Origin of the sequence: Eggerthella sinensis (assembly GCF_003339815.1) — a bacterium.
Taxonomy (GTDB): domain Bacteria; phylum Actinomycetota; class Coriobacteriia; order Coriobacteriales; family Eggerthellaceae; genus Eggerthella; species Eggerthella sinensis.
In genome coordinates this window covers 66,351-78,265 of record NZ_PPTT01000019.1, presented here as the reverse complement: position 1 = coordinate 78,265, position 11,915 = coordinate 66,351, and the positions used below count along the sequence as shown (strand labels likewise).

General features: G+C 66.7%; 12 protein-coding genes and 1 tRNA gene. 11 read left to right on the top strand and 2 right to left on the bottom strand.

Going from position 1 to position 11,915, the window contains the following annotated elements; all coding sequences use genetic code 11:
* Positions 1–37: 37 nt before the first annotated feature.
* Positions 38–1,642: a helix-turn-helix transcriptional regulator gene (locus C1876_RS11425; protein ID WP_244910123.1), complete on the bottom strand. Its 1,605-nt coding sequence runs from the start codon at positions 1,640–1,642 to the stop codon at positions 38–40.
* A 368-nt stretch (positions 1,643–2,010) separates the two neighbouring features.
* On the opposite strand from C1876_RS11425, the gene C1876_RS11420 reads away from it, so the two are divergent.
* From C1876_RS11420 to C1876_RS11410, 3 genes are all read left to right on the top strand, one after another.
* The gene (locus tag C1876_RS11420) at positions 2,011–3,675 is read left to right on the top strand and encodes an FAD-dependent oxidoreductase (protein ID WP_114546854.1); all 1,665 of its coding nucleotides are present in this window, start codon (positions 2,011–2,013) and stop codon (positions 3,673–3,675) included.
* 144 nt (positions 3,676–3,819) lie between these two features.
* Complete coding sequence (locus C1876_RS11415; protein WP_114546853.1) at positions 3,820–4,509, top strand: cytochrome c3 family protein; 690 nt, start codon at positions 3,820–3,822, stop codon at positions 4,507–4,509.
* A gap of 140 nt (positions 4,510–4,649) precedes the next feature.
* A complete protein-coding gene (locus C1876_RS11410; protein WP_114546852.1) occupies positions 4,650–5,315 on the top strand; it encodes a DNA-3-methyladenine glycosylase family protein in 666 nt (221 codons plus the stop codon).
* Positions 5,316–5,449: 134 nt separating this feature from the next.
* Here the strand turns inward: C1876_RS11410 and C1876_RS11405 are convergent.
* A tRNA-Val gene (locus tag C1876_RS11405) sits at positions 5,450–5,524 on the bottom strand.
* A 310-nt stretch (positions 5,525–5,834) separates the two neighbouring features.
* Here C1876_RS11405 and cpaB point away from each other — a divergent pair.
* From cpaB to C1876_RS11365, 8 genes are read left to right on the top strand one after another with little or no spacing between them, the layout of a single operon-like run.
* On the top strand, positions 5,835–6,485 hold the full coding sequence (cpaB, locus tag C1876_RS11400; RefSeq protein ID WP_114546851.1) for a Flp pilus assembly protein CpaB: 651 nt from the start codon (positions 5,835–5,837) through the stop codon (positions 6,483–6,485).
* Positions 6,482–7,798: a CpaE/TadZ family protein gene (locus C1876_RS11395; RefSeq protein WP_114546850.1), complete on the top strand. Its 1,317-nt coding sequence runs from the start codon at positions 6,482–6,484 to the stop codon at positions 7,796–7,798. The genes cpaB and C1876_RS11395 overlap by 4 nt, the downstream gene beginning before the upstream one ends.
* Positions 7,786–9,108 carry a TadA family conjugal transfer-associated ATPase gene (locus C1876_RS11390; protein WP_114546849.1) on the top strand — a complete coding sequence of 441 codons (1,323 nt, stop codon included), beginning with the start codon at positions 7,786–7,788 and terminating at the stop codon, positions 9,106–9,108. The genes C1876_RS11395 and C1876_RS11390 overlap by 13 nt, the downstream gene beginning before the upstream one ends.
* Positions 9,078–10,046 (top strand): type II secretion system F family protein, encoded by a 969-nt coding sequence (locus tag C1876_RS11385; protein WP_114546848.1) that lies wholly within the window; start codon positions 9,078–9,080, stop codon positions 10,044–10,046. Before C1876_RS11390 ends, C1876_RS11385 begins: the two co-directional genes overlap by 31 nt.
* Complete coding sequence (locus C1876_RS11380) at positions 10,047–10,955, top strand: type II secretion system F family protein (RefSeq protein WP_114546847.1); 909 nt, start codon at positions 10,047–10,049, stop codon at positions 10,953–10,955.
* Positions 10,956–10,973: 18 nt separating this feature from the next.
* On the top strand, positions 10,974–11,174 hold the full coding sequence (locus C1876_RS11375) for a class III signal peptide-containing protein (protein WP_114546846.1): 201 nt from the start codon (positions 10,974–10,976) through the stop codon (positions 11,172–11,174).
* Between the two features lie 50 nt (positions 11,175–11,224).
* The gene (locus tag C1876_RS11370) at positions 11,225–11,392 is read left to right on the top strand and encodes a hypothetical protein (protein WP_244910122.1); all 168 of its coding nucleotides are present in this window, start codon (positions 11,225–11,227) and stop codon (positions 11,390–11,392) included.
* A 16-nt stretch (positions 11,393–11,408) separates the two neighbouring features.
* Positions 11,409–11,915: a TadE/TadG family type IV pilus assembly protein gene (locus C1876_RS11365; RefSeq protein ID WP_114546845.1), complete on the top strand. Its 507-nt coding sequence runs from the start codon at positions 11,409–11,411 to the stop codon at positions 11,913–11,915.

The window sequence follows — 11,915 nt, the reverse complement described above, 5'->3', positions numbered from 1 at the left end:
GGGGGGAGGGCGCTCGCCGCCGGCGCAACCCCCCCCCTCACTCGTACGTTTCCACCAGGTCGATCAATTCTTGCTGCTTGTGCACGTCCAGCTTCCGGTAGATGTTCTCGATGTGCGTGCGCGCCGTGCCCTTCGCTATCTGCAAATCGCGGGCGATGATGGACAGCGTGCGGCCGTAGGCCAGCAGCACGATGACCTCGCTCTCGCGGGGCGTCAGCCCGTAGTCCTTCGCCACGCAGGCGCAATGCAGCTCGAGGCGCCCGGCTCCCGGGTCGGCGGCGGCCGGCATCTCGGCGGCGGGACCGTCGCCCTCCTTCTCCTTGCGGCTCGTGCGCATCGTCTGCGATAGCTGCGACACCACGCCCTCGGGCAGCACCATGAACGCCACCACCACAAGGCACAGCGTTGCCATCATGGCCACGACGGTGATCTGCACGTCGCCGTTCGCAATCATCGCGTCGATCACCCTGCCGCCGATGGTGCCCAGCGCCATGCCGGCGAACATGAACGCCACGCCCAGGCCGAAGATGTGCAGCGCGTTCTCGCTGCGGCGGCGCGACACGTCCACGAACAGCACCCAGGTGAGGATGTCGAAGAACTCGTAGCCCACGTTGATGAGCAGGATGGACACGGCGGCATGCGTGTCGAAGAACAGCGCGATGGCCACGAATCCCGCCACCATGATGGGCAGTGACAGCCGGTACGTGAGGGCCACGTTGAAGCGGTCGCGCAGCTTCGCCGCGATGAGCAGAAACACCACGCCTACCGCGATGAGCGCGAAGATGGCGCTGCCGCCGATGAAGGCGAAGGGGTCGGCCTGCGACGGGATGGCGTCGAACAGGCGGCACAGCAGCGAGAACGTCATGATGGAGAACATGAGCTTGCCCACGCCGAAGTTCACGCCGGGCTTGTCCTCGTCGGCTGCGCGTCCCGCATCATCCGCGCTCGCTGACGCGGCCGACGCGCTTTCCGCTGCTTCCTTCCGCTTGCGCGACAGCTCGCTCCACGACAGGCCCGTGCGGTTCGCCTCGAACAGCAGCAGCCCGAACGACAGCAGTGGGATCACCGCGAAGCCGATGAAGCTCGTGTGGTCGCTCGACATGCCGGCCACGAGCGCGGTGACGATGGCGGCGGCCGGCGAGGCGAACGCCGCGAAGATGGTGGGGTGGCGGGCGAAGCGGTCGCCCCACAGCACCTGCAGCGGCCCCGCGCCCATGCCGCCCACCACGAAGCCCACGGCCAGCAGCAGCTCGTTGTTCATCAACAGCGCCGCGGGGATGATGACGCCGCTCGCCGCGAGCGCCACGGGCGTGAAGCGGAACAGCGCAACGCGCACGATGCCTTCGCGCTTGCCGCTGCGGTTCACCACGAACGACACCGCGAGCGCGCTCACCGCACCGAACACCAGGTACATCCACGTGAGCGATTGCGTGGCGCCGGCTACGAGCGGCGCGCCCAGGCAGAAGACGATCCACGCGCGGCACAGGCCGAATCCGATGACGGTAATAAGGTAGTCGAGCGTGAGCGTATCGCGTTCGGCGGCGACCGCTTCCGCAGACCCTGCGACCGCCTGTTCTCCCGCGCTCATCGGGAGGCGCTCGGCCGCGAGCATCTCGTCTCCGTCTTTGGTGCGGTGCGCCATGTGCATCTTCTCCCCATTGTGTGCCCACGGGTCGCGCTGGCTCGCGCGGCTCCCTCCCGTATGCGTGAAAACCATAGCCTGCATCATACGCAATTTCTAACGTTGATCAAATAGGATCGAGCATCCGATAGGGTGCTGAGCTGGAAAATCCTATCCATCGTCAGAGGCCGTACGAAAAATCAGACTGCTCATCAGATGTGCGAAATGCGGCAGGAGCGTAGGGTTCTCGGTGCAAGAACGGATGCTTCCAAGGAGGGGCATCTCTGCTGGGAGAGAAGCAGAGGCCGTCGCCGCTGCGCTTGCCGGATCGTTTGATCGCGGGAGCAAGGGGACTGGTTCGTTCATCCGAGTATGGAGGAAGGAACACTATGAGCAAAGGCATGGAAGGCGGAGTTTCTCGTCGTTCGTTCCTGAAGGGTGCGGGCGTTGCTGCCGCCGCCGTGGCGGGTTCCGCTGCGCTGGCCGGCTGCGCGACGGACTCGGCAGGCGCGGCTTCGGGCGATTGGATGCCGAAGAGCTGGGACTACGAGACCGACCTGCTGGTCATCGGGTACGGCGGCGCGGGCATGTGGGCGTCCCTCATCGGCGCCGACGAGTGCGGCCAGGAAGTCATCGTGCTGGAGAAGGCCCCCGTTGAGGGTGGCGGCAACAGCCGTATCAACAACGGCGAGTGGACCATCGTCGAAGAGAACGAGAAGGACCGCTTCAAGAAGTACATCAAGGCCTTCACGCACGGCAAGACGCCCGACAACATGATTGAGGCGTGGGTCAACGAGTGCGCCCGCAACACCGAGTACGCCGACAAGTACGGCATGACCTACGAGGTGTCCGAGGTTGCGCTGGCCGGTGCCATTCCCGAGTACTACTTCCTCGACGACAACGCCTACGAGGGCTCCTGCAAGCTGTCCTCCGTCGACGGCTTCGGCATGCTGACGTTCCGCGAGCTCGATGCGCAGCGCGAGAAGCTGGGCGTGCAGGTTCTGTTCGACTGCCACGACGAGCGTCTCATCCAGAACCCCGAGACGAAGGAAATCGTCGGCGCCTACACGATGATCGGCTCCGAGGAGAAAACCGTCAAAGCGCGCAAGGGCGTCATCATGACGTGCGGCGGCTTCGAGTTCAACGAGGACCTCAAGAACGAGTACCTCAAGTGCTACCCCTTCAAGTTCGAGGGCTGGCAGTACAACACGGGCGACGGCATCAAGATGGCCGAGGACGTGGGAGCGAAGCTGTGGCACATGGATATGGCCATTTCCATGTACTCCATGTGGACGCGCGACCCCGAGAACGACTTCTCCATCCTGTACTTCATGCCTGACGTGAGCTACTTCAACGTGAACCGCCTGGGCAAGCGCTACGTCAACGAGAACAACATGGGCTCGCCGCACAACGGCTGGCACACGCTGCTGCACTTCGACGACGCCATCGACGACTACGATCGCATCCCGTCGTGGGGCATCTTCGACCAGAGCTGCTTCGACGCCGGCAAGCTTTCCACGAGCCAGGGCGACTTCTTCGAGTGCGGCAACTTCGCCTCCGACCTGCCGGACGAGATCCGCGCGTGGGACGGCTGGAGCCAGGACAACAAGGCCGAGCTCGAAAAGGGCTGGATCATCAAGGGCGACACCATCGAAGAGCTTGCCAAGAAGATCAAGGACTTCGACCACTGGATGGACCCCGAAACCCTCAAGGCCACGTTCGACGAGTATCAGGAGTTCTGCGAAGCCGGCAAGGACGCCCGCTTCGACCGTGACGCCAAGACGCTCAAGGCTTTGGATGCGGGCCCCTACTACGCCGTTTCCATCTACCCCGGCTCCTGCTCCACGCTGGGCGGCCCGATGAAGAACGAGCATGGTCAGGTGCTCGACACGGCGCAGAACCCCATCCCGCGTCTGTACTCGGCTGGCTGCTTCGGCAACTTCCAGAGCCACAGCTACGGCATCACCGGCGGCAACAACGCCGAGAACCAGGTGTGGGGCCGCATTTCCGCCCGCCACGCTTCGGACCTCGAGGCTTGGGACGCGAAGAAGTAACACCCCTTCCTGCTGTTCGTTCCGGCGCTGCCTCCCCATGGACGCCGGATGCGACTACCCCCTCGCGCCCGCCGATTCCCTCGGCGGGCGCATCCGGCGGGCACTCCGCCGGATGAACGACAAGACGATTGATAGGAGAAGCGCATGACCGTGCAAGCACACACCGCCGACAAGCGCCTCGTCGTGCTCGCCGTCCTCGGCGTCGTCCTCGCGCTCACGGCCGCGATGTGGTCGCTCGCGGGCTGCGCGCCGAAGGACACCTCCGAGGCACCGGCTCAGTCCGAGAAGAGCGATTCCGATTCCGCCTCCACGTCCGGCGCGTCCGCCATGGACGGCCAGCCGGTGAACTGGACGATGGAGTCCGATTGCTCGATGTGCCACACGTCCGAGGCTGCGTCAGAGACCGACACGGCCTGCCCGCAGGGTACCGCCCACAAGGCGGAAGGCGTCACCTGCACGCAGTGCCACACCGACGAGAGCACGCTCAAGACCGAGCATGCCGACGTGAAGTTCGGCGACAAGGTTGCCACGAAGGCCACCGTGATCACGGTTGACGCGGCCACCTGCGAGTCGTGCCACGGCACGCTCGAGGACATGGCCTCGAAGACCGCCGACTCCACGGCGCTCACCGACGACAAGGGCACCACGGTGAACCCGCACGAGCGCCCCGCCGGCGAGAAGCACGACGAGAACCCCGCGACGTGCACCGACTGCCACAACAACCACTCGAAGGACCTGAACAAGGACGCGATGAAGTACTGCGCGCAGTGCCACCACCGCGGCACGTTCGAGTGCGGCACCTGCCACGAGCTGCGCGAGCGCAGCGCGAAATAGCGTCGTATCGACCACGCATATTCGCTTGAGGCGGGAACCCTCCCTCCCTTCCGCCTCAAGACAATCCGAAGACCCGGCCCCTCCCTCGGCCGGGTCTTTTCGCTATACTGGCCCTTGACGTTGGTGGAGAGGGGTGGGGTATGGGCGCATCGAACGAACCGCGGTATCTCGAATACGGCGACGAGGAACTTGCGTACCTCGCCGCGCGCGACCCGAAGCTGGGCGCGATCATCGAGGCTGTGGGGCATGTGCAGCGCGAAGCGACGCCCGATCTGTTCGCGGCGCTCGTGAACTGCATCGTGGGGCAGCAGATTTCCACGAAGGCCCAAACCACCATCTGGAACCGTATGCTCGACACGTTCGGCGAGGTGACGCCCGAAACCATGGTGACCTGCTCCGATGAGGAGCTGCAGCAGGTGGGCATCTCGTTTCGCAAGGTGAGCTACATCAAGGGCGCCGCCGAGCGCGTACGCTCGGGCGAGCTGGATTTGGAGGCGCTGCACGACGCGTCCGACGACGAGGTGTGCCGCGCGCTGTCGGCGTTGCCGGGCATCGGCGTGTGGACGGCCGAGATGCTCATGACGTTCTCGATGCAGCGTCCGAACATCCTGAGCTGGGGCGACCTCGCCATCCACCGCGGCCTGCGCATGGTGTACCACCATCGTCGCATCACGCCTGAGCTGTTCGCGAAGTACCGTCGTCGCTACTCCCCGTACTGCTCGGTGGCCAGCCTGTATCTGTGGGAAGTGGCCGGAGGAGCCGTGCCCGGCCTGCGCGATTGGGCCCCGAAGCACCCCAAGAAGTGAGGGGTGGGGCAGGAGGTGCGATGCCGGCGCCTCCTGCATTTCGGATGTTTCACGTGAAACATCCGTTCTAGCTTTGCGATGACGACCTTGACGAAAGGGCCGCCGGATGATCCGGCGGCCCTTTTTGATTTCGATGGTGGGCGATGAGGGATTTGAACCCCCGACCTTGTCCTTGTAAGGGACCTGCGCTCCCGCTGCGCCAATCGCCCGCGTTTTCCACTGCCGTGCAGCGAGCACCCATTCTCCCATAGAAGACGCAATCGCGCAACGAATCCCCAGGAAAGTCGCATCTTGTTTCCGCCGTGCGGCGAGGGGGCACCCGTGCGCTTGATTCGCGCTTGATGCGCGCGCGAAAAACGCTGGAAATGCGTCGGAACCAGGGGCGCTGCGCGTAGGGGAGCCGTGTGCGCGAAGCGGAAATCCTGCTGGATCCAGGCGGCGTTTGATGGTGAGCTGCGTCATCGAACTGCTAGATGAGCTGGTCATACTGGTATCAAGGCAAACGGCGGAGAGGACGATATGAAGCGGAGCAGAACAACGATCGTTGGCATCGCCTGCGGGTTGGCATGCGCCGCCTGCGTGTTCGCGTACATGCAGGGCGTGCGGGGCGAAGCGGATGCGGCGCGCGCCGAGGCGTTGGCGCGCTACGGGGGCGAGCAGCTTGAAGTGTGCGTGGCGAAGCGTGACATCGCCGCAGGCGAGACGGTTGATGCGGGCGCGGTGCAAACGCGCATGTGGGTGGCCGACCTGCTGCCCGCCGAGGCGTTCCGGTCGGCCGACGACGTGGTGGGCAAGAAGGCGTCGTCAACCATCTTGGCGGGCGAGGTGCTGTCGGGGCAGCGGTTTCGCGATGCGGGGAGCAGGCTCGACGTCCCCGAGGGGTTGACGGCGCTCAGCGTGCCCGCGAAGGACGTGCAGGCGGTGGGCGGCGCGATTGCCGCGGGTTCGCAGGTGGACATATACGCAACGGGCGGCACGTCCACCGACATGCTGGCGAGCGACGTGCTGGTGCTGGCGACGAGCGCGGGTTCGCGGGAATCGTCGGACGCGAAGGTGTCGTGGATCACCGTGGCGGTGAAAGCGGAATCGGTGCAGGAAATCGTGGCGGCGGCGCAGAAGACCGAGCTGTACTTCACGCTGCCGGCATCGGGGAGCGAGGAGGAGCGATGACGACGTCGCTGGTGGCGCTGTGCGCCGATACGATGAGCTTGCAGCATCCCGAGGCCCTGGGGCTTGCGGGCGAGAATCTGGCGACGCAGGGGTGGCTGCGGCTGTTCTCGTCGGCGGAGGAGGCCCGTCGGTTCCTCCGGGCCGATCGTCTGGTGGACGAGGTGTGGGTGGCATCGAGCGACGACGTGGCGCCCATCAACCTGGCGGCTACGCTCAAGCGCGATCGCTCCGACCGGCGCGTATGCATGCTCGCGTTCGAGGATACGGGCTCGCTCAAGAGCCGGGTGAGCGCGACGGGCATCGACGAATCGTTGACGCGGCAAGCGCTGGCCGAGCGCTACGCGCGGCGGAAGCAGGCGAACGCGTGCGCGTGGGCGGCGTCGCCGATGCCCTGTGCCATGCCGACGCCGCACCCCGCGTCCCGACCGTCGGCCATGCCGCAGGCTCGGTCTCAGACGACGGTCGCGCCGTCGAGCGTGCGCTCGCGTCCTCGTGCGGGCTTCCTGCTGCCGGTGGTCAGCGGCAGCGGCGGGGCGGGCAAGAGCACGGTGGCGGTGGTGGCCGCCCTGCTTGCGCAGAGGATGGGGAACAACACCTTGCTGCTGGATTTCGACCTGCAGTTCGGCGATGCCCCCGCCCTCATGGGCGCGAGACAGCCGCTTGCCATCGACGAGCTTCTGGCGGCGCCCGCGCGCATCGAGCAGCTGCGCTCCGAGGGGGCATCGCCGGCGTTGCTCGCGGCGCCGCGTCATCTGGAAGACAGCGAGGCGGTGGTGGAGCGTGCGCCCGCGCTGCTCGATCAGCTGTTGGCGCGCTTCGACGTGGTGGTGGCGAATACCGGTGCCGCCTGGGCCGAACAGCATGCGCTGCTGCTCGAGCGCAGTTCGAAGGCGCTGTTCCTCGTGGATCAGCGTCCCTCGTCGCTGCGGGCGTGCCAGCATGCCCTCGACCTGTGCGGACGCTGCGGCATCGCAACGGGGCCGTTCCTGTACGCCGTGAATCGGTGCTCGAAGAACGCGCTGTTCACGTCGATAGACGTGTCCTGCGCGCTGCGGGGCGCGCACGTGTTCGAGCTGAAGGACGGCGGTTCCGAGGTGGAGGAATTGCTGGGCGCGGGCCTGCCGTTCGACCTGATCGAGGCGCGCAACGACCTATGCGCGAGCCTTGAGCGCCTTCTGCAGGGCGTGCTGCCGGGCGGTCGTGGCGCCGCTGTGCAGCCGGAGGGCGGTGCGGCCCGCGCGACGGGACTGCGCTTGCCCATGGGCAAGCGCTCCCGCAAAAGAAGGAGGGAGGCGGCGCCATGTCCCTTATGAGTCGCGTGCGCGACATCGACGACGCTCCCGCCGGGTCGACCGAGCCGAACGGAGGCGCTCTCGAGAAGCTCAAGGAGCAGATGCAGACGTTCGTTTCCACGGACGAGATCGCCTCCATCATGGTGGAGCAGCCGAGCCGGGCGCGCAACGAGTTGAAAAGCGCCTGTCGCCAGGTGTTCGAAGGCGCCATGTGGGCGGCAGTGCCCCTGCACGTGCGCGAGCAGCTGGTGGAGGAGCTCATCGACATGGTGTTCGGCTTCGGTCCGCTCGAGTCGCTGTTGGCGGACGAAACCGTCACCGAGATCATGGTGAACGGGCCCGATGCCGTGTTCTTCGAGCGCGACGGGCGGCTGTACCCGAGCGATCAGCGTTTTGCGGACGAGGGGCAGCTGCGCGCTCTGGTCGATCGCGTGCTCGGGCCTCTCGGACGGCGCATCGACGAGGCATCGCCCATGGTGAACGCCCGCTTGCCCGAAGGCCATCGCGTGCACGTGATCATACCGCCGCTTGCGCTCGACGGCCCCGTGATGACGGTGCGCAAGTTCGCCAAACGCGTCATGACCTTGGATGACATGGTGGAACGCGGGTCGTTCGACGAGCGGATGCGGACGTTTCTCGTGTGGGCGGTTCGCGCGCGCAAGAGCATCGCCGTGTCGGGCGGCACGGGCAGCGGCAAAACCACGTTGCTCAACGCGTTGTCGTGCGAGCTGTCGCCCGAGGAGCGCATCATCACCATCGAAGACTCGGCGGAGCTGCGGTTTCTCGAGCATCCGCACGTCGTGCGGCTCGAGGCGCGCCCGCGCAACGCGGAGGGCACCGGCGAGGTCACCATTCGCGACCTCGTGACGAACGCCTTGCGCATGCGTCCCGATCGCATCGTCGTCGGAGAGTGCCGAGGGGCCGAGGCCCTCGATATGCTGCAGGCCATGAACACCGGGCACGATGGGTCGCTCACCACCTTGCATGCGAATTCGCCGACCGACGTGGTGGCGCGCCTCACCACGATGGTGCGCTACGCGGTGGACTTGCCGGTTGACGTGATCGAATCGAACGTTGCAAGCGCTTTCGACCTCATCGTGCAGACGGCGCGCTCGTTGGACGGCACGCGCTTCGTTTCGGAGCTTGCGGAGCTCGCGTACGACCGCGAGAAACGCTGTTGCCGCGTGCGCGTCCTCTATCGGCGCGAGCCGTCGGAGTGCGAGGGCCGGTGGCGGGCGTTTCCCGGCTGGCTTGACGGATTGTCCGATGCGGGAATCGCCGCAGATGGGGAGGTGGAGCAATGGAAGCGTACGTCATGGCGGGCGGCGTAGGCGTGATGGCGGCCTTCGGCTGCGGCGCGGCAGCGTGCGCTTCCTGGCGCGGTCGCGCCCGGCGCGGATCGGCGAGCGCCGTTCGCGGCGACGGCGTGCACGCCGGACGCCTTGCGTGGTTGCTGCGCAACGGGGTTCGTTGGACGCGGCCCGTCGCGCGTCTGCTGCTGGGGAATCGGGGCGTGGAGAGGCTCGTGCGCGAGGCGGTGCAGGTTGCGGCGGACCGCGCGTGGACCACCACCGAGGAATCGCTGGCATCGGTGTGCGTGGTGGCGCTCGCGGGCGCCGTGCTGGGGGCGGGCGCTGTCGCAGGGTCGCTCGTTGCCGGGTTGGCCGTGGCTGCCTGCATCTGCGTGTGCGCGGCCGTGTGGCTTCGGACGGTGCAGGACAAACGACGCGAAGCCATGCGCGAGGCCGTGCCCGACGCGCTGCGCTCGATGGGCGCGTGCTTCCAGTCGGGGCTGTCGTTGTTGCAGACGTTTCAGCAGGTGGCAAGCGAAGTGCAGGAGCCGCTCGGCGCGCTGTTCGCCCGCGCGGCGCATCGGCTGGAAACCGGCGAGAGCGCCGAGCAGGCGCTTGAGGTGCTGCGCGGCGGGTCCACCGTGCCGGAGTTGGCTTTCGTCGCCGTGGCGCTCGACGTGCAGCATCAAGCGGGCGGGAGCATGAAGCAGGTGCTCGACGCTGCGCTCGACACCGTTGAGAACGAGATCGAGCTGCGGCGCTCGCTGCGCGTGCAAACGGCGCAGGCGAAGCTGTCGGCGCGGGTGGTAAGCGTGCTCCCCTTCGTGCTCATTGCGGTGTTCTCGCTGGTGAGCGAAGGGTTCCTCGCTCCTTTCTTCGCAAGCCCCCTTGGGCTGGCGTTGTTGGCGCTGGCCCTGGGCATGCAGGCGGCGGGCATTGCCGTGGTGCGGCGCATGCTGGCCGTGGAGGTGGTCTGAATGGCGGCGATGGGTCTTGCGCTTGTGATGGCGGCCGTTGGCGGCGGGCTGCTGGGCGTTTCGTTCTTGCGAAGGCGCGATGCGCGCACACGACGGGATCGGCTGAGAAAGGCGGCCGCCACGCGAAGCGTGCGCGAGGAACGAGGGCTCGTGGGTTTCGTGGCCGACCTCAGCCAAAAGCTGTCGCTCGGCGCCACCGATGCGCTGACGGCTCGCATGCCGCTCGGCCGGCTCGGTCGGTGGTTTTCCGAGCGGGCGAAACGGGCCGGCCTCGAGCGCGTCGTGTCTCCCGAAGGGTTTTGCGAAGCCGTCGTGCGGCTCATGTGCGCCGGCGCCGTGGCGGGTGTGCTCGGGGGCGCGATCTTCTCGACGGAGCTCGCCGTGCTCGGTCTCGTTGCGGGCGCTGCGGGCGGCGCGTTGGCCATGCCGCGCGCGGTGAACCGCGCCTCCCGCGAACGCGCCCATGGCCTCGAGCGCGATCTGTCCGAAATGCTCGAGGTGGTGGCGCTCGGTCTGCGCAGCGGCCTTTCGTTCGATCGCGGATTCGCTCTGTACGGGGCGCACTTCGATTCGACGTTGGCCCGCGCCTGCATGGGCGTGCAGCGGTCGTGGTCGATCGGCTTGACGAGGCGCGACGAGGCGCTTCGCGATTTGGCGGCATCGTACGATTCGCCCCTGTTCGCGCGCGTGGTGGAAAGCATGGTGCGCTCGCTCAGGTTCGGTTCGTCGTTGGCGGAAGGCCTCGAGTCGGCCGCGACGGAGGCCCGCGCCATGCACCGGGCGCAGGTGGAGGAGCGGGTGGCGAAGGCGCCGGTGAAGATGATGGTGCCTACAGGCACGCTCATCCTCCCCGCCATGTTGTTGCTGGTGTTGGGGCCGGTGCTGCTTGAACTGATGGAAGGGCTATGAGGATGAGGAGGTTCGCCCATGGAGGCGTATTGGAGAGGGATGGCGCGCCTGACGTGCCGCGCGCGGCAGATCGTGCGTCGGGAAGAGGGGCAGGGCACGACGGAGTACGCGATTCTCGTCGGCGTGCTCGTGGTGATCGCCATCATCGCGATCACGATCTTTCGCCCGAAGCTCCAGGAGCTTTGGGACGCCATCGCCGAAGGGATCAACGGATTGTAGCCGGCGGTGCCCGCGCGTGCTTTGCGCGGGATGAGCGTGGGCAGGGAACGGTGGAGTTCGCGCTGGTCGCCGCTGCGTTTCTGGCAGTGGTGGTTGCGTGCGGCGCGCTGTGGCAGGTGTTGGAACGGGGCTTGTTCGTCGACCATGCGGTGACGTCGGCATCGCACCACGTGCAGATGGCGGCACCGGGCTCGCTTGCCGATGTGTTCTTGTATTAGCGTGAGAGGAGGATGGATGAAGCGCATCGACGAAGCAGGTCAGGCGACGGTCGAGGCGGCGTGTTTGCTGCCGGTGCTGTTCGTCGGATTGCTGCTGCTGTTGCAGCCGGGCATGCTGTTGTACGACCGCGTCGTCATGCATGCGGCGGCGACGGAAGGCTGTCGGCTGCTTGCGACGAAAACCGCTACGGCGGGCGATATGACGGAGAGTTGCGAGGCGTTCATCCGGCATCGCCTGGGCGCCATCCCTCCTGTCTCGTGCTTTCACGTGCATGAAGGCTCGTGCAGCTGGGACATCCGCATGGAGGGCGACGAAGCCGCAGATGTCGTGCGCGTGACCATCGCAACCGAGGTACGGCCTCTGCCGCTGCTCGATGCGGGCGGGGCGCTGCTGGGCATCGTGAACGGCAACGGCAACCTCGAAGTGCGGGTGGAGGCCGAGCAACCGACGCAGCCGGCGTGGGCGCGCTCGTCGGGTGCGGGCAACGACCCTGCCGGTTGGGTGGGGGCGTGGGCGTCATGA